Below are 26,332 nucleotides of genomic sequence, written 5' to 3' on the forward strand. Positions count from 1 at the left end.
TCAAACTTCCAGTCGTTGTACTTTCTCGAATGCCGGCATATCGCTGCTCAGCACGTTCATTACGTCGGCTCGCGCTCGCAACGGGCGTTGGTTCAACTGCGGCAACAGACGCTCAAGGTGGCGTCCCTCTTCTATGCCGTGATCCACCAGCAGTTGCAAATTTTCGGATATTCCCGGCAGTTGTTCATTCGGCAAACCGTTGGCCGATTCGGCTTCGCGGGCTCGAATCCAGTACCACCAACGCACTTCATCGAACGCAACCAATGTCGTTTCCTGAAGTTGCAGCGGATACCTGTGCTCGCCAGTAGAGGCATCGAATTCTTGAGTTTGTTCCCAGACGCGCCAGTTCATATCGTCAATATGCGAGGGTGGTGTGTAGACGCTTTGCCACGGACCCAATAGAGCCTGGGCAGGTACAGTCAGCGCCAGAGCACTCCAGAATGCCGGATCGTAAAAGCGTGCCAGTGAGTCCCCGTGGGATTTGCTGTTCATTCGTAACAGCCGACGGGCATGCAGGAGGGCGTTTTCCGGTGTGTCCCGGGTGGCCAGCAGGATTCCTGCGCGGTTTGCGCGGCACAGCTCAAAGGCCTTGGCTGCGGCGGCGCCTCCCGGCTTCAACTGCAGCCATAGTGGACTGACGTCGTTCATTTCGGCGAAAGGTGTGCCCTGGAAAAGTTTTTCGACTTCGCCTATGTCAGCCTGTTGATAGAGCTGTTCCAGAGCGCGAGGCTGCCGGACGCTGTCGATGATGCAATACAAGGAGCGGCTTGCAGCGCTGCCTGCTGGTGTCGTGGCCACGGGTTGTTCAAGAAAGTGACTTAACCATTCAGACATGGGCAAACCTCTCGCGAGCAAGCGCCATTGGCTTGCTTTCCACAGATCGGAACAAGGGGGAGGCCTTGAACGCTTTTTCGTACAAATGGGTTGAGCATGGCCGGCACTAACACCGTACCAGCCTTATCCGCATCCGCCTGCTTCAACGGCCCCGGCAACAACGGCGCAGCGCCCGTGCCGCTACCCGGTCCACCGCCGGAGTTCATGTTGATCACCGGCCCGCTCATGGTCACGCCGCCAGCGTCGATCTTGATGAAGCTCCCACCGCCAATGAGCGTCAGTTCAGCGCCGGCTTCCATCACCACTTTCATGCCGCTGCTCAGGTGGATTTCCTGCCCGGCATCAATGAACTGCCCAGTCCCAATCTTGATGTGCTGATTCACGCCCACGGTCAGGTGATCATTCGCCCGCGCTTCGACTTTGCGATCGGCATAAACCGTGTGGTGTTCTTCGGCCTTGAATTCGCTGTAGCTGTTCTTTTCCACGGTGTCGTGGCGTTCGTTGCCGACGCGGATCTTCTGGTCGTGCTCGATGTTCTCGTCCCAGTCGCGCTGGGCGTGCAGGTAAATCTGCTCCTGACCTTTCTTGTCTTCGATGCGCAGTTCGTTGTAACCGCCGCCACCCATCGAGCTCAGGGTCTTGAAGGTGCTGCGGGTTTTGTTCGCCGGCAGTTCGTAGGGGGCGGTGTTTTCCTTGTGGTACAGGCAGCCGCTGATCAGCGGTTGATCGGGGTCACCTTCAAGGAAGGTGACCAGCACTTCCATGCCGATGCGCGGGATGGCGATGCCGCCGTACTGGGCGCCGGCCCAGGCGGATGAGACGCGCAGCCAGCAACTGGTTTTGTCGTCGGCCTGGCCTTCGCGGTCCCAGTGGAACTGGACTTTGACGCGTCCGTACTGGTCGCAGTGGATCTCTTCGCCTTTCGGGCCGGTGACCACGGCGCTCTGGCTGCCGAGGATGCGCGGTTTTGGATGGCGCAGCGGCGGGCGGTTGGGCACGTCCCACGGGGTGGCCTGGAAGCGGTTGCGGTAGCCCTGGTGGAAATCGTCTTTCAGTGCGGTGGTGTCGCTGGTTACCGATTCTTCCAGCACTTGCGGCTGTTTGCCTTCGTGCAGGACTTCGGTGAGCAACCAGAGGTCGTTCCATTTGGCTTTCGGGTGCGCGGTCAGCGCGAGGAAATGGCCGCTGACCAGCAACGATTGATCGCTTTTGCCTTCAGCCAGTTGGAAGTCGCTGCGGTGGCGTTCGAGGGCGCGTTTGGCCAGGTGTTTGCCGCGCTCACGGTCGATGAAACGGCCTGGGTAGTCGTAGTCTTCGAGGTCGGGCAGGGCGTCGCCGCGGTTTTCGCTTTCCAGCGTCAGGCGTGGTTTTTCGAAGTCGTAATCGCGGCGGGTGGTGCGGCTGGTGCGGGTTTCCAGGCGCAGGTCGAAGCGCTTGATCACCGGGTCGTTGGCGACCATGCCGGAGTCCTGCTGGTAGGCCACTGGCTTGAGTTTCGGGAACACCGTCTGGTCATCGCCGAACACGAGCTTGTGCGCCGTGGCGCTGTGCTGGAAGTGGTAGTGAATGCCTTCTTCTTCGCACAGGCGCTGGATGAAATGCAGGTCCGACTCGTCGTACTGCACGCAGTAGATGCGCTCGGGGTAAACCGAGCCGGTCTGGAATTCGTAGGCGTTGCTTTGGATGCCGTGCTCTTCGAGGACCATGCCGATGATTTTCGGCACGCTGAGGTTCTGGAAGATGCGTTGGTTGATGCGGTGCGCCAGGTACGACAGTTGCGGGCGCAGGGTCACCGAATAACGGGTCAGGCGTTTGCCGGAGTCACCTTGCGCGGCGCGGTAGATCTGGCCGTGGATGCCGCTGCCATCGGGCGACAGCTGCAGGAAGGCCGGTTTGTGCAGCAGGGTTTCGAGGTCCAGCGACGGTTTTTCACTGACCAGCTCCACCTCAAAGACAAAAGGCTGGCTGATGGCTTCCCGGCCGGTGAGGGTAAACACCTGAAAATCGGCGGAAAGCCCTTCGATGGTCAGGGCAAAGTGAGTTTCATTGGCCGGCGCGAACATCCCTTGTTCCTCGTGCTGTACAGCGGCGCTCGTCGACGGCCGCAAAAGCGGGTCAACGTACGCGAAATTCTGGAGGGGCGTAAACAACATCGACCAGCAAAGCTGGCCGATGTTTGTAACGATCAGCCGTAATTAAACGACTGGAGCACGCCAGTCATCGGAACCCGAAGTACCGGATACTTCGTGGGTCCAGGTGATTTTGCGGTAGGTGAACTGCACTTCTTCCAGGTGGGTGAAGTGCGAGTTGCCTGGATCCTGGCAGTTGTGCATTTTGTTGTTGATGGCGACGATGATCGCGTCTTCCAGTTTGGTGGTGTAGTAGTGCTCTTGGGTACCTTGAGCCGAAGTACGGAACCACTGGATAACGATTTCGCTCATGCGCTCGCCGGAAGTCAGAGCGGCTTGCAGCAGAGGCGAAGCCTTGTCGTAGACCTTGGTGATCACAACTGGCTTGTGAACGCGCTGACCGGTTGGCTGACCGGATTGTGGGTCACGCGGGATGATCACGTCGTGGCTGAAAGCCTGAACCATGACCTGGTCTTCGTGGCCTTCCTGGTAGGTGTTGCCAACAGAGTCGGCAGTGAAGGCGCCGGCAGTGATCAGGCCTTGTTTTTCGCCGGTAACCGACATGTACGCTGGTGTTGCCATGGGGTGCTCTCCTTGCGGATAAATTTAGGGTGCCCGGGAGGCGAAATCGCCCGGTGGGTGCCTAAGAGCTATCAAGGAGCGTGCCAGCTTGTGTGAGGGGACCTGAATCCGGGGGTTTAGCGGGTGTAGGTCGCTAAACGTAGGATGTTTGGCCGTGGTTTGGGGGCAAAAGTGCGCAAGAAGTTGCGCAGTACTGCGCAACTTCTTGCGCACTTGGCTGCAGGCCATGATTGGCTTGGCCTGCAGAGCATTTGACCCCTAAAATATTATGACCTACTGCGCAACTTCTTGCGCAGTATGGCTGATGGCCGCTATTGGCCATCGACGCATCAGCCACGAATGATCGATCCAGCGCCCCTTTCTGCCAATCCGTCACTGGCAAGCCACGCTGTGCTTACTGGAAAGTCCCATCCCAGAGGCCGCTGTGGATTCACCCGGGCGGGCACGAGGGTTAAAAAGCGTCTTATTAATGAGACACCGCCCTCGGCTATACTCCCCGCATTTCGACTTAGGCACGAGGAATCACTGTGAAGAACTGGACGTTGCGCCAACGCATTTTGGCGAGCTTTGCGGTGATTATCGCCATCATGTTTTTGATGGTAGTTCTCTCGTATTCGCGGCTGTTGAAGATCGAAGCCAGTGAAAACAGCGTCCGCGATGATGCGATCCCCGGGGTTTATTACAGCTCGATGATCCGTGGTGCGTGGGTTGATAGTTACTTGCAGACACAAGAACTGCTCGGGTTAAAGGAAGGGGAGGGGATTTCCAGCGAGGATGCGGCGGATTACAAGGCGTTCGAAAACCGCCTGCAAGAACAAATGGCCAACTACCGCAAAACCATGGCCACCGAGCAGGACCGTACCGAGTTCGCCGCGTTCGAGAAGTACCACGACGCCTACATGAAGATTCAGGATCAGGTGCTGGACCTGCACGGACGCAACCTGGAAGCCGATGCGCTCAAGCTGTTCAATGAGAAACTGACCCCGGCCTGGTACAGCGGCCGCATGAAGCTCAATGACATCATCGGTTGGAACAAGAAAGTCGCCGATCAGGCCATGGCCAACATCGACGACGCTGTCGCAGCGGCCAAAGTGAGCATGTTTATCTCGCTGCTGATCGCTGTGCTGGCGGCCGGTGCCTGCGGTCTGCTGTTGATGCGCGCGATCATGGCGCCGATGAACCGCATCGTGAAAATTCTCGAAATCATGCGCACCGGCGACTTGAGCAGCCGACTGAACCTCGACCGCAAGGACGAATTCGGCGCGGTGGAAACCGGCTTCAACGACATGATGACCGAGCTGACCGCACTGGTGTCCCAGGCGCAGCGCTCGTCGGTGCAGGTGACTACCTCTGTGACCGAGATCGCCGCGACCTCCAAGCAACAGCAAGCCACCGCCACCGAAACCGCTGCCACCACCACCGAGATCGGTGCGACCTCGCGGGAAATCGCCGCCACCTCGCGGGATCTGGTACGCACCATGACCGAAGTGTCCACCGCTGCCGATCAGGCCTCGGTGCTCGCCGGTTCCGGCCAGCAAGGTCTGGCACGCATGGAAGACACCATGCATTCGGTGATGGACGCTGCTGATCTGGTCAACGCCAAACTGGCGATCCTCAACGAGAAAGCCGGCAACATCAATCAGGTGGTAGTGACCATCGTCAAGGTCGCCGACCAGACCAACCTGCTGTCGCTCAACGCCGCTATCGAAGCCGAAAAGGCTGGCGAATACGGCCGTGGTTTCGCCGTGGTCGCCACCGAAGTGCGGCGTCTGGCGGACCAGACGGCCGTGGCCACTTACGACATCGAACAAATGGTTCGCGAGATCCAGTCGGCCGTGTCGGCGGGCGTCATGGGCATGGACAAGTTCTCCGAAGAAGTGCGCCGCGGCATGTCCGAAGTGCAACAGGTCGGCGAGCAGCTGTCGCAGATCATCCATCAGGTGCAGGCGCTGGCGCCGCGCGTGCTGATGGTCAACGAAGGGATGCAGGCCCAGGCCACCGGCGCCGAGCAGATCAACCATGCGCTGGTGCAGTTGGGCGACGCCAGCAGCCAGACCGTCGAGTCGCTGCGTCAGGCCAGTTTCGCCATCGATGAACTGAGCCAGGTGGCCGTCGGGCTGCGCAGCGGCGTTTCGCGATTTAAAGTCTGATGAGCGAAATCATCGCCAAACGCAGCGTCGCGCAGGTGACGAAGCAGGCGTTGTTCCTGCTGTTTCGCATCGGCAGCGAGCGCTATGCCTTGCGCGCCACCGAAGTGGCGGAAGTGCTGCCGCGTCTGCCGTTGAAACCGATTGCCCGGGCGCCGCAGTGGGTCGCCGGGGTGTTCGCCTATCGCGGCGCGGTGGTGCCGGTGATTGATCTCAGTGCGCTGACTTTTGGTCAGCCTGCCGAGGCGCGGACCAGCACGCGTCTGGTGCTGGTTCACTATCGCCCGGACCAAGCGCAACCAGCGCAATGGCTCGGACTGATTCTTGAGCAGGCCACCGACACTTTGCGCTGCGATCCAGAGGATTTTCAGCCCTACGGCCTCGATAACCGGGAAGCGCCGTACCTCGGCCCTGTACGCGAGGACGCGCAAGGGCTGGTGCAATGGGCGCGGGTCAATGACTTGCTCGATGATTCCGTGCGCGGTTTGTTGTTCCCGAATCCGCCACGGGATCCGGCGCAGCTTGAGGCGCAATCATGAGCAGCGATCAGCGCTTTTTCGATTTCCTCAAGGAGCGCATCGGCCTTGATGTCACTTCGGTCGGGCCGGCGATTATCGAGCGGGCGGTGCGTCAGCGCACGACGCTTTCGCAAGCAGCCCATGCCGACGAATACTGGCAACTGCTGCAAGGCTCGCGGGACGAGCAACAGGCGCTGATCGAAGCGGTGATCGTTCCCGAGACCTGGTTTTTCCGTTATCCGGAATCCTTCGCCACGCTGGGCAAACTGGCGTGCAAGCGTCTCGGCGAGTTGAACAACATGCGGGCGCTGCGCATCCTCAGCCTGCCGTGCTCCACCGGCGAAGAACCGTATTCGATTGCCATGGCCCTGCTTGATGCCGGGCTTAAACCGCATCAGTTCAAGGTCGACGGCATGGACGTCAGTCCCCTGTCGGTGGAAAAGGCGCGGCGCGCGCTGTACGGCAAGAACTCGTTTCGCGGCCAGGATCTGGACTATCGCGAGCGGCATTTCACCGCTGAGCAGGATGGCCATCGGGTCAATGAAACGGTGCGCGAGCAGGTGCGTTGGCAGGTCGGTAATGTGCTTGATCCGGCGCTGTTGGCCAACGAACCGGCTTTCGATTTCGTGTTTTGCCGGAACCTGCTGATCTATTTCGATCAGCCGACCCAGAAGCAGGTCTTCGAAGTGCTCAAGCGCCTGACCCACGTTGACGGCGTGCTGTTTATCGGCCCGGCCGAGGGCAGTCTCCTCGGTCGTCTGGGCATGCGTTCGATCGGCATCCCGCAGTCGTTTGCGTTCAGTCGCCACAGCGAGCCTGTGCCTGAGCCACTGCCAATTCCCAAACCCGTTCCGTTGCCCGTCAGCCAACCGCTGCGCAGTGCGCCGCCACCGCCCGTGCGTAATCGACCATTTGCCGCGGTGGCGCCGCTGCCATCCACCCGCAAAAGCGCAAATCCCGACGCCGCGACGCTACTGGCCAACATTGCTGCGCTGGCCAACGAAGGCAAAAGTGCCGAGGCCCGCGCCGCGTGCGAACAGTATTTGCGCAGCCACGAACCGGTGGCGCAGGTTTTCTACTGGCTCGGTCTGCTCAGCGATGTCGCAGGCTCAGCCCTCGAAGCCCAAGGGTATTACCGCAAGGCTTTGTACCTCGAACCGCAACATCCCGAAGCGTTGATGCACCTGGCCGCGTTGCTGCAAGCCCAGGGCGACAGCGCCGGTGCCAGACGATTGCAGGAACGCGCCGCCCGCAGCGAGCGCACTGCCGACAGTGAGCGTAAACGATGATCGCGTCCGACACCTTGAACGTCACCCACGAAGACGCCCGGGCCATCGATGATTGCTGGAACCGCATCGGCATTCACGGCGACAAGTCGTGCCCGTTGCTGGAAGAACACATCCACTGCCGCAATTGCTCGGTGTACTCGGCCGCCGCCACGCGTCTGCTAGACCGTTATGCCTTGCAGCAGGACGAGCGTGACCCGGTGGCGATAGCGGTCGAAACCGAGCTGAAAACCCGTTCACTGTTGATGTTCCGCCTCGGCGAAGAATGGCTCGGGCTGGCGACACGCAGCCTGGTTGAAGTGGCGCCGATGCAGGCCATTCATTCGTTGCCGCACCAACGCTCGCGCGCCTTGTTGGGCGTAGCGAATGTGCGCGGCGCGTTGGTGGCGTGCCTGTCGCTGGTCGAACTGCTGGATCTGGATGGCAACGCGGCCCCGGCCGGCGGCGCGCGGATCATGCCACGCATGCTGATCATCGCCGCCAGTGGCGGGCCGGTGGTGGTGCCGGTGGATGAAGTCGACGGCATTCATGCGATTGACGAGCGAATTCTCGAGGCCGCCTCGCAATCCGGTACGCAAACCAGCGCCAAATACACCCGTGGCGTGCTGCAATATCGGGGTCGCAGCCTGCGCTGGCTGGATGAAGAACAGCTGCTGTCCGCCGTGACCCGGAGCCTCACATGACCCCCGAGCAAATGCGCGACGCCTCCTTGCTGGAGCTGTTCAGCCTCGAAGCCGAAGCCCAGACCCAAGTGCTCAGCGCCGGGCTGCTGGCGCTGGAACGTAACCCGACTCAGGCCGATCAACTGGAGTCGTGCATGCGCGCGGCGCACTCGCTCAAAGGCGCGGCGCGGATTGTCGGCATTGACAGCGGCGTCAGCGTCGCGCATGTGATGGAAGATTGTCTGGTCAGTGCGCAGGAAGGGCGCTTGTTGTTGCGTCCGGAGCACATCGATGCGTTGTTGCAGGGCACCGATTTGTTGATGCGCATCGCCACGCCTGCCAATGCGCCACAACCTCCAGACATTGACGCTTACGTCGCGTTGATGGGGCAACTGCTCGATCCGTCGGCATCGCCAGCAGTGATCGCCGCGCCCGTCATGGCCGAGTTGCAACTCGAAGCGCCGCTAGTGCCTGCGCCTTCTGTAGAGGTTGCGGTCGAGTCATTCGAACCGGCGCCACGCAACAGCAAGCGCAGCACTGAGGGTGGCGAACGCGTATTGCGAGTCACTGCCGAACGCTTGAACAGCCTGCTCGATCTGTCGAGCAAATCGCTGGTGGAAACCCAGCGCCTCAAGCCGCATCTGGCGACCATGCAACGCCTCAAACGCATGCAGAACAACGGTCTGCGCGCACTGGAAAACCTCAACGTCCACCTCAAGGAACATGCCCTGAGCCTTGAGGCACAGGAAGCGCTGGAGGATGCGCGGCGTTTGCTCGCTGAATCCCAGCAACTGTTGATAGAAAAGAACGCCGAACTCGATGAGTTCGCCTGGCAGGCCAGTCAACGCGCGCAAGTGCTTTATGACACCGCGTTGGCCTGCCGGATGCGGCCATTCGCCGACGTGCTCAGCGGTCAGGTACGCATGGTCCGCGATCTGGGCCGCAGCCTCGGCAAGCAGGTGCGGTTGGAGATCGAAGGCGAGAAGACTCAGGTCGATCGCGACGTGCTGGAAAAACTCGAAGCGCCGCTCACCCATTTGCTGCGCAACGCGGTCGACCACGGCATCGAAACCCCTGAGCAGCGTGTGCTCAAGGGCAAGCCTGAGGAAGGCCTGATCCGCCTGCGGGCCTCGCATCAGGCCGGATTGCTGGTGCTGGAGTTGAGCGATGACGGCAATGGTGTGGATCTGGAAAAGGTTCGCCGCAGCATCGTCGAGCGCCAGTTATCCCCAGCCGAAACGGCGGCGCAGTTGAGCGAAGAGGAACTGCTGACCTTCCTGTTTCTGCCCGGGTTCAGCCTGCGCGACAAGGTCACCGAAGTCTCCGGCCGGGGCGTTGGCCTGGATGCGGTGCAGCACATGGTGCGCCAACTGCGCGGCGCGGTCGTGCTGGAGCAGACAGCGGGCGAGGGCAGCCGTTTTCATCTGGAAGTGCCGCTGACCCTGTCGGTGGTGCGCAGTCTGGTGGTGGAAGTCGGCGAAGAGGCTTACGCCTTTCCACTGGCGCATATCGAGCGCATGTGCGATCTGGCCCCCGAAGACATCGTGCAGGTCGAGGGACGCCAGCATTTCTGGCACGAAGGCCGGCATGTCGGGCTGGTCGCGGCCAGTCAGTTGCTGAACCGTCCGGTCAGCCAGAACAGCGGGGAAACCCTGAAAGTCGTGGTGATTCGTGAGCGCGATGCGATTTACGGTGTGGCGGTCGAGCGTTTTGTTGGTGAGCGCACGTTGGTGGTATTGCCGCTGGACGAGCGTCTGGGCAAAGTGCAGGACATTTCCGCCGGGGCCTTGCTCGATGACGGTTCGGTGGTGTTGATCGTCGACGTCGAGGACATGCTGCGTTCGGTGGATAAACTGCTCAATACCGGGCGCCTGGAACGCATCGCCCGCCACGGCAATCAAGCGGCAGAAGTGGCGCGCAAGCGAGTGCTGGTGGTCGACGACTCGCTGACCGTGCGCGAACTGCAACGCAAGCTGCTGCTCAATCGCGGCTACGACGTGGCGGTGGCGGTGGATGGCATGGACGGCTGGAACGCGCTGCGTTCAGAGGACTTCGATTTGCTGATCACCGACATCGACATGCCGCGCATGGACGGCATCGAACTGGTCACCTTGCTGCGTCGCGACAACCGTCTGCAATCGCTGCCGGTGATGGTGGTGTCGTACAAGGATCGCGAAGAAGACCGGCGCCGTGGACTGGACGCCGGCGCCGACTATTATTTAGCCAAAGCCAGTTTTCATGACGACGCCCTGCTCGATGCAGTGGTCGAGCTTATCGGGGGAGCGCGGGCATGAAGATCGCAATCGTCAACGATATGCCGCTGGCGGTGGAGGCCCTGCGCCGGGCGCTGGCCTTCGAGCCTGCGCATCAGGTGGTCTGGGTCGCGTACAACGGCGCCGAGGCAGTACGCCTGTGCGCCGAAAATACCCCGGATCTGATCCTGATGGATCTGATCATGCCGGTGATGGACGGCGTCGAGGCCACGCGGCGCATCATGGCGGAAAGTCCCTGTGCGATCGTGATCGTCACCGTTGACCGCCAGCAGAATGTGCATCGGGTCTTCGAAGCCATGGGCCACGGTGCGCTGGATGTGGTCGACACCCCGGCCCTCGGCGCCGGCAACGCCCAGGAAGCGGCAGCACCGTTGCTGCGCAAGATACTCAACATCGGCTGGTTGATTGGCGAGAAACCCGCGCGCTCGCGCCCAGCCCCAGCCCCCCAGCGCAGTTCGGCTTCGTGCCAGCGGCTGGTGGCGATCGGCTCGTCCGCGGGCGGGCCAGCGGCGCTGGAAGTGCTGCTCAAGGGCTTGCCGCGCAACTTTTCCGCGGCCATCGTGCTGGTGCAGCACGTTGACCAGGTGTTTGCCGCCGGCATGGCTGAATGGCTGGCCAGCGCCAGCGGCCTCGACGTGCGTCTGGCCCGCGAAGGCGAACCACCGCAGGCCGGCGCAGTGCTTCTGGCCGGCACCAATCACCATATTCGATTGTTGAAAAACGGCACGCTGGCCTACACCGCCGAACCGGTCAACGAGATCTACCGACCTTCTATCGACGTGTTTTTTGAAAGCATCGCCAGCTACTGGAGCGGTGACGCAGTCGGGGTTTTATTGACCGGGATGGGACGTGACGGCGCGCAAGGGCTTAAGCTCATGCGCCAACAGGGTTACTTGACCATCGCGCAGGATCAGCAAAGCAGTGCGGTGTACGGCATGCCCAAGGCAGCGGCGGCGATCGATGCCGCGGTAGAAATCCGTCCACTGGAAAAGATAGCGCCACGATTGCTGGAGGTTTTCCCGAAATGAATAAGCCAATCCGCAATCCTGGCCCTCGCAGTACTCAGGTGACCGCCCATGAATGACTTACAGCTCGATGGCATCAAAACCGACGAAAACGCCGCCATGGTGTTGTTGGTAGACGATCAGGCGATGATCGGCGAAGCCGTGCGCCGTGGGCTGTCGAATGAAGAGAACATCGACTTCCACTTCTGCTCCGACCCGCATCAGGCCATCGCGCAAGCGGTGCGGATCAAGCCGACGGTGATCCTGCAGGATCTGGTCATGCCTGGTCTCGACGGCCTGAGCCTGGTGCGTGAATACCGCAATCACCCGGCCACCAAGGACATTCCGATCATCGTCCTGTCGACCAAGGAAGACCCGCTGATCAAAAGCGCAGCGTTTTCCGCAGGCGCAAACGATTATCTGGTGAAGCTGCCGGACACCATCGAACTGGTGGCGCGCATCCGCTATCACTCGCGTTCCTACATGACCTTGCTGCAACGCGACGCCGCGTACCGTGCGCTGCGAGTCAGCCAGCAGCAGTTGCTCGACACCAACCTGGTGCTGCAACGCCTGATGAACTCCGATGGGCTGACAGGGCTGTCCAACCGCCGCCACTTTGACGAATACCTGGAGCTGGAATGGCGCCGTTCGCTACGTGACCAGAGTCAGTTGTCGTTGTTGATGATCGACGTCGATTACTTCAAGTCCTACAACGACAGCTTCGGCCATGTCGAAGGCGATGAAGCACTGCGCAAGGTCGCCACGGCGATTCGCGACGCCAGCGCCCGCCCGTCGGACCTGCCTGCGCGTTACGGGGGAGAGGAGTTTGCCCTGGTGCTGCCGAACACCTCGCCGGGCGGCGCGCGGCTGGTGGCGGAAAAGCTGCGCCAGACGGTGGCGGCGCTGAAGATTCCACACAATACGCCCGGTGAGGGCGCGAGCCTGACAATCAGCATCGGCTTGGCGACCATGGTGCCCGAGTCGGGGAGCGATTGCCGGTTGCTGATTTCGGCGGCGGATCGCGGGTTGTACCTGGCCAAGAACAATGGCCGCAACCAAGTAGGTATTGAATAGGTTCACAATCCGCTGTGGGAGCGGGCTTGCTCGCGAAAGCGGCCTGACATTCGACGTTGATGTCGCCTGACCCGACGCCTTCGCGAGCAAGCCCGCTCCCACTGGGGATCTGTATCGGAACACGTCAAGTGATTCGCCCCAATAGCCGCCAGACGGGCTGCCGTGACAGCTTGATTACGTTATACTCTCCGGCTTTCAAAAGTTCGCCAACGAGTGCTGCCCGTCATGGAAATCAACCCGATCCTGAACACCATCAAGGACCTGTCCGAGCGCTCCGAAACTATTCGGGGGTATCTTTGACTACGATCAAAAGCATGAGCGTCTGACCGAGGTCAATCGCGAGCTTGAAGATCCGAGTGTCTGGAACAAACCTGAATACGCCCAAGAGTTGGGCCGCGAGCGCGCTGCGCTGGCGCAGATCGTCGATACCCTCGACGAACTGAACGGCGGTCTGGCCGATTGCCGTGACCTGCTGGACATGGCCGTCGAAGAAAACGACGAAGGCGCAGTGGGCGATGTCGTCGCCGAGCTGGCCCGTCTCGAGGAAAACCTCGCCAAGCTTGAATTCCGTCGTATGTTCAGCCACGAGATGGACCCGAACAACGCCTACCTGGACATCCAGGCCGGTTCCGGCGGCACCGAAGCCCAGGACTGGGCCAACATCCTGCTGCGCATGTACCTGCGCTGGGCTGACAAACGCGGTTTCGACGCGACCATCATGGAGCTGTCGGCCGGTGAAGTCGCCGGTATCAAAGGTGCGACCGTGCACATCAAGGGCGAATACGCCTTTGGCTGGCTGCGCACCGAGATCGGCGTGCATCGTCTGGTGCGCAAGAGTCCGTTCGACTCCGGCAACCGTCGCCACACCTCGTTCTCCGCGGTTTTCGTCTCGCCAGAGATCGATGACAAGGTGGAAATCGAAATCAACCCGGCAGACCTGCGGATCGACACCTATCGTTCCTCCGGTGCCGGTGGTCAGCACGTAAATACCACCGACTCGGCCGTACGTATTACTCACGTACCGACCAATACCGTGGTCAGCTGCCAGAACGAACGTTCCCAGCACGCTAACAAAGACACCGCCATGAAAATGCTGCGGGCCAAGTTGTACGAGCAGGAAATGCAGAAACGCAACGCCGCGTCCCAGGCGCTGGAAGACACCAAGTCCGATATCGGCTGGGGTCACCAGATCCGCTCGTACGTTCTCGATGCTTCGCGCATCAAGGACCTGCGGACCAACATCGAACGCAGTGACTGCGACAAGGTGCTCGATGGCGACATCGACGAATACCTCGAAGCCAGCCTGAAATCGGGGCTGTAAAAGACGCAATACAGGATTGGCTGATTCAACGCGATCCCTGTAGGAGCCAGCCTGCTGGCGATTCCCGGGCTGCAAGGCCCGGGGGCAACGAACCTGATGGAATATCTAAAGACATGAGCGACCAACAACTCGATCCGCAAGCCCTGCAACAGGAAGAAAACTCCCTGATCGCCCTGCGCAAGGAAAAACTTGCTGCCGAGCGCGCCAAGGGCAACGCCTTCCCGAATGACTTCCGCCGCGAAAACTACTGCGAAGAACTGCAGAAGCAATACGCGGACAAGACCAAGGAAGAGCTGGCAGAGGCTGCAATCCCGGTCAAGGTTGCCGGTCGCATCATGCTCAACCGTGGCTCGTTCATGGTGATCCAGGACATGACCGGTCGCATTCAGGTCTACGTCAACCGTAAAACCCTGTCGGAAGAAACCCTGGCCGCGGTGAAAACCTGGGACATGGGCGACATCATTGCTGCCGTTGGCACTTTGGCCCGTTCCGGCAAGGGTGACCTGTACGTCGAGATGACCGAAGTGCGCCTGCTGACCAAGTCGCTGCGCCCGCTGCCGGACAAGCACCACGGCCTGACCGACACCGAACAGCGCTACCGTCAGCGCTACGTTGACCTGATCGTCAACGAAGAAGTACGCCAGACGTTCCGCGTGCGTTCGCAAGTGATCGCGCACATCCGCAGCTTCCTGATGAAGCGCGACTTCCTCGAAGTCGAAACGCCGATGCTGCAGACCATTCCTGGCGGCGCCGCGGCCAAGCCGTTCGAAACCCACCACAACGCGCTGGACATGGAAATGTTCCTGCGTATCGCACCAGAGCTGTACCTCAAGCGTCTGGTGGTGGGCGGCTTCGAGAAAGTCTTCGAGATCAACCGCAACTTCCGTAACGAAGGCGTTTCGACTCGTCACAACCCTGAATTCACCATGTTGGAGTTCTACCAGGCCTACGCCGACTACGAAGACAACATGGACCTGACCGAAGAACTGTTCCGTGAACTGGCGCAGCTGGTGCTGGGCAGCACCGACGTGCCGTACGGCGACAAGGTGTTCCACTTCGGCGAGCCGTTTGTACGTCTGTCGGTGTTCGACTCGATCCTCAAGTACAATCCTGAGCTGACTGCCGATGACCTGAACGACATCGACAAGGCGCGCGCCATCGCCAAGAAGGCCGGCGCCAAGGTGCTGGGCTTCGAAGGTCTGGGCAAGCTGCAAGTGATGATTTTCGAAGAACTGGTCGAGCACAAGCTGGAACAGCCGCACTTCATTACCCAGTACCCGTTCGAAGTGTCGCCGCTGGCCCGTCGTAACGACGACAACCCGAACGTCACCGACCGTTTCGAGCTGTTCATCGGCGGCCGTGAAATCGCTAACGCCTACTCCGAGTTGAACGACGCGGAAGACCAGGCCGAACGCTTCATGGCGCAGGTGGCCGACAAGGACGCCGGCGACGACGAAGCCATGCACTACGACGCTGACTTCGTTCGCGCGCTGGAGTACGGCATGCCGCCAACGGCCGGTGAGGGCATCGGCATCGACCGTCTGGTGATGTTGCTGACCAACTCGCCGTCGATTCGCGATGTGATCCTGTTCCCGCACATGCGACCGCAAGCGTAAACGTTTCAGTTAAAAAGCCGCCTAAAACAGGCGGCTTTTTATTGCCCGTCTGGTACAAATGTATCAATTGGTTAATTTTGAAATAGCAGAGGAAGTCCTGTCGTGATCGGTGCAATAGCTCAAGAAGGTGCAGCGGGTATCGCCACTGCGGTCGCTGAAAGTGTTCAGTACCAGGGTCGCAAGGCCAGCCGACAGGGCAGTGAGCAGCGTCGGCAGGACATTCTCGACGCGGCGATGAGGATTGTCGTGCGCGACGGCGTGCGTGCGGTGCGCCACCGTGCAGTGGCGGCCGAGGCCGGTGTGCCGCTCTCCGCCACCACCTATTACTTCAAGGATATCGATGACCTGCTCACCGATACCTTCGCCCAATACGTCGAACGCAGTGCGGCCTACATGGCAAAACTGTGGAACAACAACGAAGGCCTGCTGCGCGAGATGGTGGTCAGTGGCGATGGCAGCCCGGAGTCGCGCTCGCAACTGGCCGACGATATTGCCCGGTTGATGGCCGACTACGTGCATCGGCAACTGGTCAACCGCCGCGAGCATTTGATGGCCGAACAGGCGTTCCGTCAGGAGGCGTTGCTCAACCCGGGTCTGGCGATTCTGGTGCGCTCCCATCAGCAGATACTCTTGCAGGGCACTTGCCAGTTGTTCCAGGTATTGGGCTCGCGTGAACCGCAGCAAGATGCCAAGGTGTTGACGGCGATTATCGGACGGATGGAATATCAGGGCCTGCTCAACGACGCCGAGCCTTTGGCCGAAGAGGACATGCTCGGCATTCTGACGCGGTATATGCATCTGGTGCTGGCGTCGGTGTAATCCACTGTTGCTTCACCCTGTGGGAGCGAGCCTGCTCGCGAATGCGGTCTGCCATTCAACATCTCTGTTGCCTGACACACCGCTTTCGCGAGCAGGCTCGCTCCCACAGGGTAATGTGGCGATGTTCAGGGCCGTGTGTTCATAGGGAGTGTTGAATGAAAGCCTGGCGTGGCGTGCTGATCGCCTTGTCGTTCCTGTTGCTCAGTGGCTGTCTGGTGACTTTCAAGGAGCCGCTGGCCAGCATTGACGCGGCGCCCAAGGGCCTGCTCGGCAAGTGGTCGAGCATCAATGCCTGGGGCGAGCCGATGAACCTTGAGCTGACGCGCGTCGGCAACGAGCGCTATCAGGCTGTCACCTGGTTCAAGGCCAAACCCCGCGAGCGCGAGGCTTATCCCTTCACCGTGTCTCGCCATGGCAATCGCTGGTATCTGTCGGCAAAAGTGCCGGCGCGGTTCGGTGGCCACTACACCATCGCCGGGTTTGAACTCACTGACAAACACGAACTGGTGGTGTACAACCTTGATCTCGAGCAGATCAATCAGGCGATCCACCAGAAAGCCCTCGACGGTCAATCCTTCCAGACCGACGATGGCGACGGCGTGCTGGTCGACAGCCGTCTCGACAAGGTCTTTGCTTACCTCGACGATCCGGCCAATTCCGATGTGTTCGTCGAAGCGGTGCGCTATCAGCGCCAGGCCGGCGCCAAATAATTCAGTACGTGATGTTTTCTACAGGAGTTTCGGGTGGACGATTACCAGCAGACGATACGCATGTTGTCCGATCGCATTGTGCTGGCGCAGACGCCGATCCGTGTGCTTGATGCGGTCAAGTGGGACGAGAACATCCGTAAAGGCTTTCTCAAGGCCAAGGGCAAGGAAATGCCGGCGGTAGATCGCGACTACTACCTCAATCGGCCGCTGTCATTCGATTCGAGCAAGGTCAAACTGGAATTTCAGAACATCGAGCGCGACATCACCCGCCAGCTCGGCCAGTTCAACCCGGTCGGGCAGATCATGCGGCGCATGTGCAAGGAATACCGCATGGTGGTGCGCATGCTCGAAGCGCGCGGCACCGAGGATTTTGGCCTGATCTCGCAGGAACTGTATGGCGCCGCGTCCGATGCATTTCACGCCGGTGACCCGACCCTGGCCGACCTCGGCCTGATGATGTCCGACTACCTGAACAATATCGATGGCCGTGGCGACCTGAAGGACGAACCGAAAATCCTCACTGCCAAGGACGCCGTCCATCTGCTGCAAACGCGGTTGAACAAGGTGTTTGGCGAGGCCGAGGAAACCATCCGCGTGTTCGAGTCCGACGGTATCGTTGCCGACGCAGCGGCCGGTGCCGATTACATCAAGATCCGCACCGATGCGCTGTTCAACGACCGCGATGTGCGCGCGCTGGAGGTCCACGAAGGCCTGGTCCACGTCGGCACCACGCTCAATGGTTTGAACCAGCCGATCTGCACCTTCCTGTCCAAAGGCCCGCCCTCCTCGACAGTGACTCAGGAAGGCCTGGCGATTCTGATGGAAATCATCACTTTCGCTTCTTATCCGAGTCGCTTGCGCAAACTGACCAACCGCACCCGTGCCATTCACATGGTCGAGGAGGGCGCGGACTTCTTGCAGGTGTTCGAGTTCTTCCGCGAACAGGGCTTCGAAATGGCGGAAAGCTACGGCAACGCCAGCCGGGTTTTCCGTGGTTCGACGCCGACCGGTCTGCCATTCACCAAAGACTTGTCCTACCTCAAGGGCTTTATCATGGTTTACAACTACATTCAGTTGGCCGTGCGTAAGGGCAAGCTTGAGCAGATCCCATTGTTGTTCTGCGGCAAGACCACGCTGGAAGACATGCGCACGTTGCGCCAGTTGGTCGACGAAGGGCTGGTGGTGCCGCCGAAGTACCTGCCGGAGCAGTTCCGCGACCTGAACGCGTTGTCGGCGTGGATGTGCTTCTCCAACTTCCTCAACCATTTGAGCCTGGACCGGATCGAAGCGGATTACTCCAATATCCTCTAGGCGATGAGTCGCCCCTGTGGGAGCGAGCCTGCTCGCGAATGCGATTTCACATTCAACATTAATGTTGGCTGACACACCGCTTTCGCGAGCAGGCTCGCTCCCACAGTTTGATTTGTGTTTAGCCCCCTATTTCTGCGAGGTTTCACCGGATGAGAATCCTCGGCATCTTTTGCTTGCTCCTGACCCTTGGCGGTTGCAGCTCACTGTTGTTCTATCCCGAACCGGGCCAGATCTTCACCCCTGAAAAAGCCAGGCTCGAATATCGCACCGTGACGCTGGTCACGGCCGATGGCTTGAAGCTCAACGCCTGGTGGCTGCCGGCTAAACCCGGCGCCGAGGTTAAGGGCACCGTCCTGCATCTGCACGGCAACGGCGGCAATCTGCCGATGCACCTCGGTGGCAGTTGGTGGTTGCCGAAAAACGGCTATCAAGTGCTGCTGGTGGACTATCGCGGCTATGGCTTGTCCGAGGGCGAGCCGAGTTTGCCGGCAATCTATCAGGACATCGACGCCGCGTTCGCCTGGCTGGGCAGGGCGCCCCAGGTCAAAGGCAAGCCGCTGATCGTCCTCGGTCAGAGCCTCGGTGGTTCGATGGCCGTGCATTGGCTGGTGCAGCACCCTGAGCGGCAGAAGCAGCTCAAGGCGTTGGTGCTCGACGGTGTGCCTGCCAGTTACCGTGGCGTCGGCCAATATGCCCTGAGCACGTCGTGGCTGACCTGGCCACTCCAGGTGCCGCTGTCGTGGCTGGTGCCGGATGGTGACAGCGCGATCAATTCGATGCCGCAACTCAGCGGCGTGCCGAAACTGATTTTTCACAGCATCGATGATCCTCTGGTGCCGGTTGCCAATGGCATCCGTCTGTATCAGGCCGCACCGCCTCCGCGCGTGCTGCAGTTGACTCGTGGCGGCCACGTGCAGACCTTCGGCGACCCGGTGTGGCGGCAGGTCATGCTGCGCTACCTAGACGATCCCGAGCACTTCAACGGCCTGCGCCGCCTCGGCGAAACCCCCAATTACCCGCAAACCCCGAATTCTGAAGATGAGAGTCCGCAATGAGTGAAGAACGTAACGCTATCCCGCTGATCATCACCGGTATCTGTAGCATCCTCGGCACGGTCGGGGCCCTGTGGTACTACGGCTACCTGCACTTCGCCAAGCCTGAGGATGCGTTGCTGCTGAACGAATTCACCATGCTCAAGACCGTGCCGGGTGAGGACTACAAGATCTCGTTACAGCCTGCACCGCAAGTGGCGCAGTGCATCGATGGCGTGCTGGTGCTGTTTGATACCGAACAGAAAGGGCTGACCGGTGTGCTGATCAACGCGCAGAAAAAAGCCGTGCGCTGCATGGGTGAAGAGACCCCGCAAAAACTCGAGCAGTAACTCGATCAAACTGTGGGAGCGAGCCTGCTCGCGAATACGGATTCACCGTCAGCATGGATTTTGACTGACACACCGCTTTCGCGAGCAGGCTCGCTCCCACAGGGGGATTGTGATCGTGCATGAAAAAGCCCCGCCTGACTGAGTCAGGCGGGGCTTTTGCGTGACTGCCTACAGCTTAGTTCGAGCTTACCGCCGAACGTGGCATCACTGGCTGGTTGTCGTTGGAAATGGTCACTTCCACACGACGGTTCATCGCACGGCCGGAGACGCTGCCGTTATCGGCAACCGGGTATTCCTTGCCGTAACCCTGAACCACGATGCGCGCAGGATCTACGCCCATTTTGATCAGTGCTACCTGTACCGACGTCGCACGACGCTCGGACAGCGACTGGTTGTAGTTCGCCGCGCCAGTGCTGTCGGTATAGCCTTCGACGATCACTTTGCGATCAGGGTTTTCCTGAAGGAACTGCGCCAGTTTGTTGATGTTCACCAAACCGCTGGATTTCAGATCAGCCTTGTTGGTGGCGAACAGCACGTCACCGAAGGTCACCAGCGTACCGCGATCGGTCTGCTTGGCGTTGAGGCTGTCCTGCAGCTGTTTGATCTGTTGATCGCGAGCCTCCAGACGGGCCTGAGCGCGTTGGGCGGCGGCGTTCTTCAGATTGTTTTCAGCGGTGCGCAGGGCGATGGTCTGCTTGGCCACTTCCACGCGCTGGTTGGTCAGGTAGGCCAGTTGGTCAACCTTGGCCGCGTCTTGCTTGTCCATGTAGGCCTTGTCGGCCTTGTCCAGGTAATCGCTGGCGTCTTTGGTTTCCAGGGCCGCGACTTTGCTCGCCTGCGGGTTGGCTTGCAGGCCGGCGTAGTTGGTGCGGGCCTGTTCCAGGTTCGGGTTAGGCGGGGTAGAGCAGGCAGCCAGGGCAACGCTTGCGGCCAGAAGAGCAGGGATCATCAGTTGCTTACGCATAATTTATCGTCCTTTCAATCAATAAAAGTTTCAGCCTTGCGGTCGGGGTGCGCGCTTACTTCACTGGGCGCTGACTTTCCTGACGCAGTTCCTGAACACCTTTCTGGGAATCCTTCACAGCCAGTTCAGCCTTGGCTGCCTGAGCCTTGCGTTCCGCTACACGAGCGTCCCATTCGGCTTGCTCGGACAGGCGACGGGCATCGTCATACTTTTTGTCGTGCATGGCGATTTCGGCTTGTTTGAGTTTGTCCTGCGCTTGCTTCATTTCAACGGCAGCGAACTCGGTACCACCGGCGCTGACCGCGCTGTTGACCGCAGACTGGGTCACGGCGTACTGCTCGGTCGGTGGGTTACCGGCGCAGCCGGCCAGTACGAAGCTGGTGCCGATTGCCAGGGCGGCCAGTTTCAGACCGCGCAGGTGGGTAAACGAGGTTTGGTTTTTCATGGTCTTCAACTCCATTAGGCATCTCCTGAAAACAACTAAATCCATCCTGGTCGAGGAGCCGTAAGCGTCGTATGAAAGCGCGTTTTTGAAACGCTCGTTCCAGGCGTGGTTACAGCTTCCGACCGGAGGGGTTTTTCAAAAGTTCAGAAAAGATGGCCTATCGCCAAAAAAAACTTTGACCGAATGGACAAGGGCTCTAGAGCGGGAACTTTGGCGTCGCACAGAGGTACGCGCGAGGTAAAAAGGGTGCGGTTTTCGAAGTTGTATACGGTCAATGTGGGAGCGGGCTTGCTCGCGAATACGCTGTATCAGTCGACCTTGATAGCAACTGACACAGCGCCTTCGCGAACAAGCCCGCTCCACAGTTTGATCTGCTTTGTGTCAGTGTTTCTGCTTGCCTTCAGCAGACGACATTTCATGCAAATGCTGCCGCGAGAGGGCGAGAAACCGCGGTGTTGGCCCGACATCTTCCTATGTAGGTGCTATGATAGAGAAAAATTGGAACACGGAAGACCTTCACCATGAACACCCCTCAAACCCTTCCGGCGGTTGACGTTCAGTCAGCTCAATCTGATGTTCCAAAGAGGTTAGCTTACTCATACGTTCGCTATTCATCTGAGCAACAGATGACCAAAAAAAACGGTGAGGTTGGTGACTCAGTTCGTCGTCAAATGCTGAATCAGCAGAAAGCCGTTGAGACATACAATCTACATGTTGTTGACGTTTTTGAAGACCTTGGCAAGTCGGCCTTCCGTGGGAAACATCGGCTCAAAGGTGCCTTGTCTCTGTTCCTAGCCAGTCTGGATCAAGGCAAGATTCCATCAGGTGCCTACCTGCTCATTGAGTCGTTTGACCGTCTGAGTCGGGAAAGGATGACCGATGGTTTGACTGTTGTTCTGACCATTCTCCGCAAGGGAATCAAGATCATCACAACTGATGATTTGAAGCTTTATGACCTGTCGATCAAGGGTAAAGACCTAGAACAGACCATCATGATTACGGTTCTGTTGGAGCGTGCGAACAACGAAAGCACAACCAAATCTGACAGGCAAAAAGCTAAGTGGGATGGTCGCCGGGAACGGATTATCAAGGGTGAGAAGAAATTCTTGAATAAGAATGTCCCTTGGTGGATAGCTCTTGATGAATCGACCGGGGCATATTCGTTGATACCAGAGCGTGTGGCTGAGCTGAAAACCATCTATGAACTGTTGATGGTCAAAAACCTTGGCTTACGTGCAACCGCTGCATTCATAAATGAAAAGAACCCTTTAAAGGTTGGTTTTGGCAAGAATCCTGAAAACTTCGGTTGGACGGCTCGCGGTATCAAAAGAATGATTGAAACGCCTAGTCTCTACGGTAGCTTAGAGCTATGTGAATACATTTATGAGAATGGTAAAGCTACACCAGACCGGAAAACCGTCAAGGTAATGGACAGTTTCTATCCAGCCGCTTTTTCAAAGCATGAAGTCGAAGTGTTGAAAGCAAAGATTTCAAGTCGTATGACTAGTAAAGAACGGCCTACAAAACGTGACCTTCAATACTATAATATTTATCATGGTTTAATTAAGTGTGCTTTCTGTGGCGGCAATGTTCGTTTTTCGCAAAAGCAAAAGTATTCATATCTTGTGTGTCGAAATTCAGAAATCAAACTGTGTAAGCACCCTAAAACCCTCAGTATGCAATATGAACGGTTCCATGAAGTATTTTTCAAATACGCTGAACACTACAATTTTGATCTGCTGATTAAATCTGGCGTTAATGATAATGATGTGGTTGTAAAAGAAATCACTGAGCTTGAAGAAACTATTGCGTCTGAGAAATACAAAGCTCAAAAATTTACTGAAAAGCTATTTGACATGTTCGATGGTGATATTCCCAGCGAGCAAGAAGCCGCTCTAATCACTAGAAACAAAAAAATTAAGCTGCTGGAAGCCAAGGCTAACGCTCTGCGGTCAAAGATTGTCTATGTGGATACTGATGCTGAAACCATATCTGACGCCATTCAGTTAGCTTCTAAGCTGGTTGAGACTAAAGATGGTCGTCTTGAGTTAAGCAATTACCTGAGCAAAGTGATTGACAAGATGGTGGTTGATTTCGGGAAAGCCCACAACCGGGACGGTGATTACGTCAAGGTTTTGTTCAAGAACAAAGATTTCAGTCATCACATGTTGATAGGCAAAACCACTGCTTACAGCTATGACAGTGATGGTGAGCTGTTCCTTGATACGCTGCAGGGTATTACCAGAGAAGATGGTTATTATCTGGAAGCTCAAAAGGCCCAAGATGAATGGTTTGAGGTTCCTGATTTCACTGATGAAGAGATACAAGCCGCTGGTGAAGCTAATAGAATGAATCCTGAGTTTAATGGGAATGCTGAACCAGACCGCGACGATTACCCTACTGAGGCTGAAATGCGAGAAGTCTTTGCAGAGGTAGATAAGAACCTTTCATAACGCTTCATACTCGTTCATACCCGATGTGAACCGTTCATACGCAATGTGAATGGTTCATACCAAACCCTAAACAGTATTACACGCTCATAACAATTCATACCCGATGTGAATTGGTGGAATTTTTTTCATATCGAATGTGAAGGGTTCATACGGTTTCTTAAAGAATATGAAGTCTTCATACTCGGTATGAAATCTTATTATTACGGCATTTAATAGAGTATGAATCCTTCATACTCAGTAAGATTTCTTCATATTTAGTATGAAGACCCCTTGAATAATATTTATTGCATGATAATTTGATCGAAAGGCAATCAATAAAGGAGAATCAAAAAATGGCAGCAATCAATAATAGTTTTTATAAGGGTAAGGTGATTTCGGCACTCAGCACTAAGGGGGGTGTAGGAAAGTCTACTGATTGTCTTCATATCGGTTATCAGTTGAAAAAGAAGTACAACCTTTCCTTTCAGTATCTTGATGCTGACGCTCAGGAATCAGGAACCAACCATTTCATCTGTCGTGCAAGCCTTTTGAGTGACTGTAAGGGTGAAACAGATTCCCCTAGAGTCCGCCCTATTCCAGATGATGTGAAACGACTCGTGAAAAGGCTTTTCAAAGACTCAGAGCCTTATGTAATGCCAAACATCATCAAGAAAAGTGATTTCGCAAATTATCTGAAAGAATCGAAAGGTTTTTATGATGGGTTTATCATTGATACACAAGGATCTGACTCTACGACATCACGTAATGCTGTAACAAGGTCTGATATTGTCATTATCCCCGTCAATCCATCCGGTCTTGTGATTAATGAGCTTCATAAAGCACTTGGTGTGATCATGACAGCAAGAAGCTTCAACCCCAACATCCGCACATTCATTGTGTTTAACAGGGTTGTGAAAAGTGCCACCAAGATGATGAGAGAGCATATCGAAACAGTTAACGAAATATTGAGTCAATACTTGTTCCATTTACATAATGGTGCAACAAGTGATGCAGAGCAAATTTACGTTTGTGAAACGGTTATCACTGAAAGGCAGGACGTTTACAACAACGTAGATGTCGGCTTGAACGCTTTCGAGCTTTCGAAAGGTAAAACCTGTGACGCTGAAATTCAGTTTGACACGCTCCTTGATGAAATCGAATACAAATACAATCTTAACAGCCAAATATCGGAGGTGGCGTGATGAATAAATTCGCAGCGGCGATTGCTGAGCAAAAACAGAAAATGCCTGTAGCACCAATGACAGATATTGAAACCTTCATCCAGTCAGCACCATCTGATGGTGCATTGACTAGGGAACCCGTAGTTGTAGCGGCCATTAAATCCCCTATCGAACGCCTTCTTGACCAATTGATGGCCCATAAGCAAGATGTATCGAATAACGGTAAAGGTAAGGCAGAAAGAATCACAATCAGCTTCCCAAAAGAGCAATTGATAAAGGCTGAAATTATAAAGCTGTTGCTAGAATCGGAAAAAGAAATGCCGTTGGCTATGTCTCAAGTGATTTCTATCCTGATTGACCGTGGCTTTGATTCGATGATGAAAGAATGACGCACATGATAAAAACAAGAAAACCCCGCCATTGGGGTTTTTTATTGTCCTTGTTCCTGCTTTTATTACCAGAATGACTTTGATTTTCAGGCAACAAAAAACCTTCTTTCGAAGGCTCTTTATGCTGATTCTTACTTGATGATCTTGACAACGATGGTTGAACCAACGCTTGTCTTAGATACAATGCCGGCATTGCAACCAAATGTTCGATTTGCTTCTGTGTGAGTTTGTATCACACATTCTACGCCATTTATTTGTAATTTCGTTGCGTTATTAAATGAATCATCGTCAGGTGCAACAACTGAGAAAGTATCAAACTGTGAATTCAACGGCCATCTCAATTGCTGAGCGAATGGTTGTGCATCGCCTGCCGATTTGTAAAGGCTAACAATATAATTACCTGTATTGTCCAATAGGGTCTGGTGGTTTGAAGTCAACGTGATTGATTTGTCTTCAACCGGCTCAGTTGGTGTTGTTGGTTCTGTTGGCTGCGTTGGTTGTTCAGTGCTGCCTTCAGCCATAACGATTGATGTAGCATCGACTGGAATTTTTATGAGGTATTCAGCAGTAGCTGATAAAGATAAAACGCTGGTAACTAAAGCGATTGCTAATGTTAATAATGATTTGTTTGGCATAATGTCCTTACTGTTGTTATATAGTTTCATTTTACCATATGAATTTCCAATTGCAAATTTTAAAAAAAGAAAAACCAGCTTAGTGCTGGTCTGTCAATCTTCTCTTCTGATTAATTTGATAAAAGCTCAGAAAATATCTGTTTATCATTAAGGTTCATTCGTTTAACGTTGTTGGCAGCAAACGCCTTATCTGATTTTCTAACAAGCTTGCTTGCTAGTTTTGAATACTTTGTTTCACTCAGAATAATCTTGATGATTTCATCATGCTCATAGAATGATTCACGAATCACTTCTAGCGTTCTGTTGTAATCAGCCGTAATGGCAATATCAAGGACTGATTCAAGAGAGTCAGTAGATAACTCAAGCTTTCCTTCTACGCAAAGCTCTAGGTTGATTTTAACGAGTGTGAAGCAATCTTCTGACCCTACAATGTTGTAGTTGTCGCAAGGAAGATAGTGAAGGATGATTGATTCTTCGGATTCGTTGGTTACAGCTCTTAGGTAACATTCTCCTGTTTCAAGGTTTGCAAATAGTTTGTTCATGTGATTGTCTAAAATTGTTGTCTTACTTTTAATTTACATTATAGTAATGACCTGTCAAGGTGGTAGTAATAAAAATA

24 protein-coding genes and 1 pseudogene are annotated in these 26,332 nt (G+C 56.4%); 17 read left to right on the forward strand and 8 right to left on the reverse strand.

Translation table 11 applies throughout. The features are described 5' to 3' along the window. The 3 genes from ATI02_RS21330 to ATI02_RS21340 all read right to left on the reverse strand — a co-directional run bounded on the left by ATI02_RS21330 (position 1) and on the right by ATI02_RS21340 (position 3,545). On the reverse strand, positions 1 to 834 hold the full coding sequence (locus tag ATI02_RS21330; RefSeq protein WP_100847257.1) for a DUF4123 domain-containing protein: 834 nt from the start codon (positions 832 to 834) through the stop codon (positions 1 to 3). Beyond that, on the reverse strand, positions 819 to 2,897 hold the full coding sequence (locus tag ATI02_RS21335; RefSeq protein WP_167394888.1) for a type VI secretion system Vgr family protein: 2,079 nt from the start codon (positions 2,895 to 2,897) through the stop codon (positions 819 to 821). Before ATI02_RS21335 ends, ATI02_RS21330 begins: the two co-directional genes overlap by 16 nt. A gap of 132 nt (positions 2,898 to 3,029) precedes the next feature. Further along, complete coding sequence (locus tag ATI02_RS21340; protein WP_007919523.1) at positions 3,030 to 3,545, reverse strand: Hcp family type VI secretion system effector; 516 nt, start codon at positions 3,543 to 3,545, stop codon at positions 3,030 to 3,032. Positions 3,546 to 4,072: 527 nt separating this feature from the next. Here ATI02_RS21340 and ATI02_RS21345 point away from each other — a divergent pair. From ATI02_RS21345 to ATI02_RS21410, 14 genes are all read left to right on the forward strand, one after another. Further along, on the forward strand, positions 4,073 to 5,695 hold the full coding sequence (locus ATI02_RS21345; RefSeq protein ID WP_100847258.1) for a methyl-accepting chemotaxis protein: 1,623 nt from the start codon (positions 4,073 to 4,075) through the stop codon (positions 5,693 to 5,695). Next, positions 5,695 to 6,231, forward strand: coding sequence for a chemotaxis protein CheW (locus ATI02_RS21350; RefSeq protein WP_100847259.1), 537 nt, complete (start codon positions 5,695 to 5,697; stop codon positions 6,229 to 6,231). Before ATI02_RS21345 ends, ATI02_RS21350 begins: the two co-directional genes overlap by 1 nt. Further along, positions 6,228 to 7,499: a CheR family methyltransferase gene (locus ATI02_RS21355; protein ID WP_100847260.1), complete on the forward strand. Its 1,272-nt coding sequence runs from the start codon at positions 6,228 to 6,230 to the stop codon at positions 7,497 to 7,499. The genes ATI02_RS21350 and ATI02_RS21355 overlap by 4 nt, the downstream gene beginning before the upstream one ends. Continuing rightward, on the forward strand, positions 7,496 to 8,179 hold the full coding sequence (locus ATI02_RS21360) for a chemotaxis protein CheW (RefSeq protein ID WP_100847261.1): 684 nt from the start codon (positions 7,496 to 7,498) through the stop codon (positions 8,177 to 8,179). The genes ATI02_RS21355 and ATI02_RS21360 overlap by 4 nt, the downstream gene beginning before the upstream one ends. Next, positions 8,176 to 10,452, forward strand: a complete 2,277-nt coding sequence (locus tag ATI02_RS21365) for a hybrid sensor histidine kinase/response regulator (protein ID WP_100847262.1) — start codon at positions 8,176 to 8,178, stop codon at positions 10,450 to 10,452. Before ATI02_RS21360 ends, ATI02_RS21365 begins: the two co-directional genes overlap by 4 nt. Then, positions 10,449 to 11,459, forward strand: a complete 1,011-nt coding sequence (gene cheB, locus ATI02_RS21370) for a chemotaxis response regulator protein-glutamate methylesterase (protein ID WP_100847263.1) — start codon at positions 10,449 to 10,451, stop codon at positions 11,457 to 11,459. Before ATI02_RS21365 ends, cheB begins: the two co-directional genes overlap by 4 nt. A gap of 48 nt (positions 11,460 to 11,507) precedes the next feature. After that, entirely contained in the window at positions 11,508 to 12,509 is a 1,002-nt protein-coding gene (locus ATI02_RS21375; protein WP_100847264.1) for a response regulator, read from the forward strand. A 225-nt stretch (positions 12,510 to 12,734) separates the two neighbouring features. Continuing rightward, positions 12,735 to 13,830 (forward strand): peptide chain release factor 2 gene (gene prfB, locus ATI02_RS21380; RefSeq protein WP_099758102.1). Its coding sequence is split into 2 segments (ribosomal slippage): positions 12,735 to 12,806 and positions 12,808 to 13,830, totalling 1,095 coding nucleotides; the frame shifts between segments, so codons are not numbered across the junction. Positions 13,831 to 13,943: 113 nt separating this feature from the next. Then, positions 13,944 to 15,446 carry a lysine--tRNA ligase gene (lysS, locus tag ATI02_RS21385; RefSeq protein ID WP_095189407.1) on the forward strand — a complete coding sequence of 501 codons (1,503 nt, stop codon included), beginning with the start codon at positions 13,944 to 13,946 and terminating at the stop codon, positions 15,444 to 15,446. A 114-nt stretch (positions 15,447 to 15,560) separates the two neighbouring features. Next, positions 15,561 to 16,265 carry a TetR/AcrR family transcriptional regulator gene (locus ATI02_RS21390; RefSeq protein ID WP_170947257.1) on the forward strand — a complete coding sequence of 235 codons (705 nt, stop codon included), beginning with the start codon at positions 15,561 to 15,563 and terminating at the stop codon, positions 16,263 to 16,265. A 155-nt stretch (positions 16,266 to 16,420) separates the two neighbouring features. Further along, complete coding sequence (locus tag ATI02_RS21395; RefSeq protein ID WP_095189406.1) at positions 16,421 to 16,975, forward strand: hypothetical protein; 555 nt, start codon at positions 16,421 to 16,423, stop codon at positions 16,973 to 16,975. Between the two features lie 60 nt (positions 16,976 to 17,035). Further along, on the forward strand, positions 17,036 to 18,286 hold the full coding sequence (locus ATI02_RS21400) for a flavohemoglobin expression-modulating QEGLA motif protein (protein WP_170947256.1): 1,251 nt from the start codon (positions 17,036 to 17,038) through the stop codon (positions 18,284 to 18,286). Between the two features lie 149 nt (positions 18,287 to 18,435). Continuing rightward, positions 18,436 to 19,341: an alpha/beta hydrolase gene (locus ATI02_RS21405; protein WP_100847265.1), complete on the forward strand. Its 906-nt coding sequence runs from the start codon at positions 18,436 to 18,438 to the stop codon at positions 19,339 to 19,341. Continuing rightward, the gene (locus ATI02_RS21410) at positions 19,338 to 19,667 is read left to right on the forward strand and encodes a PA3694 family proteiin (RefSeq protein ID WP_095189403.1); all 330 of its coding nucleotides are present in this window, start codon (positions 19,338 to 19,340) and stop codon (positions 19,665 to 19,667) included. Before ATI02_RS21405 ends, ATI02_RS21410 begins: the two co-directional genes overlap by 4 nt. Before the next feature lie 175 nt (positions 19,668 to 19,842). Here the strand turns inward: ATI02_RS21410 and lptF are convergent, their stop codons facing one another. From lptF to ATI02_RS32750, 3 genes and pseudogenes are all read right to left on the reverse strand, one after another. Then, positions 19,843 to 20,631, reverse strand: coding sequence for a lipotoxin F family OmpA-related lipoprotein LptF (lptF, locus tag ATI02_RS21420; protein WP_095189402.1), 789 nt, complete (start codon positions 20,629 to 20,631; stop codon positions 19,843 to 19,845). Positions 20,632 to 20,686: 55 nt separating this feature from the next. Then, positions 20,687 to 21,091 carry a DUF4398 domain-containing protein gene (locus tag ATI02_RS21425; protein WP_095189401.1) on the reverse strand — a complete coding sequence of 135 codons (405 nt, stop codon included), beginning with the start codon at positions 21,089 to 21,091 and terminating at the stop codon, positions 20,687 to 20,689. Between the two features lie 366 nt (positions 21,092 to 21,457). After that, positions 21,458 to 21,547, reverse strand: a pseudogene (locus tag ATI02_RS32750) (pilin assembly protein); the annotation flags it as partial. Between the two features lie 50 nt (positions 21,548 to 21,597). Here ATI02_RS32750 and ATI02_RS21440 point away from each other — a divergent pair. The 3 genes from ATI02_RS21440 to ATI02_RS21450 all read left to right on the forward strand — a co-directional run bounded on the left by ATI02_RS21440 (position 21,598) and on the right by ATI02_RS21450 (position 25,078). Next, positions 21,598 to 23,529: a recombinase family protein gene (locus tag ATI02_RS21440; protein ID WP_100847267.1), complete on the forward strand. Its 1,932-nt coding sequence runs from the start codon at positions 21,598 to 21,600 to the stop codon at positions 23,527 to 23,529. A gap of 332 nt (positions 23,530 to 23,861) precedes the next feature. After that, positions 23,862 to 24,710, forward strand: coding sequence for a ParA family protein (locus ATI02_RS21445; protein WP_100847268.1), 849 nt, complete (start codon positions 23,862 to 23,864; stop codon positions 24,708 to 24,710). Beyond that, entirely contained in the window at positions 24,710 to 25,078 is a 369-nt protein-coding gene (locus ATI02_RS21450; protein ID WP_100847269.1) for a hypothetical protein, read from the forward strand. The genes ATI02_RS21445 and ATI02_RS21450 overlap by 1 nt, the downstream gene beginning before the upstream one ends. A 131-nt stretch (positions 25,079 to 25,209) precedes the next feature. Here ATI02_RS21450 and ATI02_RS32080 read toward each other — a convergent pair whose 3' ends face one another. Together ATI02_RS32080 and ATI02_RS21455 are read right to left on the reverse strand one after the other, a co-directional pair. Continuing rightward, entirely contained in the window at positions 25,210 to 25,713 is a 504-nt protein-coding gene (locus tag ATI02_RS32080; RefSeq protein ID WP_208637872.1) for a hypothetical protein, read from the reverse strand. 110 nt (positions 25,714 to 25,823) lie between these two features. Beyond that, positions 25,824 to 26,255 carry a hypothetical protein gene (locus ATI02_RS21455; protein WP_100847270.1) on the reverse strand — a complete coding sequence of 144 codons (432 nt, stop codon included), beginning with the start codon at positions 26,253 to 26,255 and terminating at the stop codon, positions 25,824 to 25,826. Positions 26,256 to 26,332: the final 77 nt, after the last annotated feature.

This window comes from Pseudomonas baetica, from assembly GCF_002813455.1.
GTDB classification, from domain to species: domain Bacteria; phylum Pseudomonadota; class Gammaproteobacteria; order Pseudomonadales; family Pseudomonadaceae; genus Aquipseudomonas; species Aquipseudomonas baetica.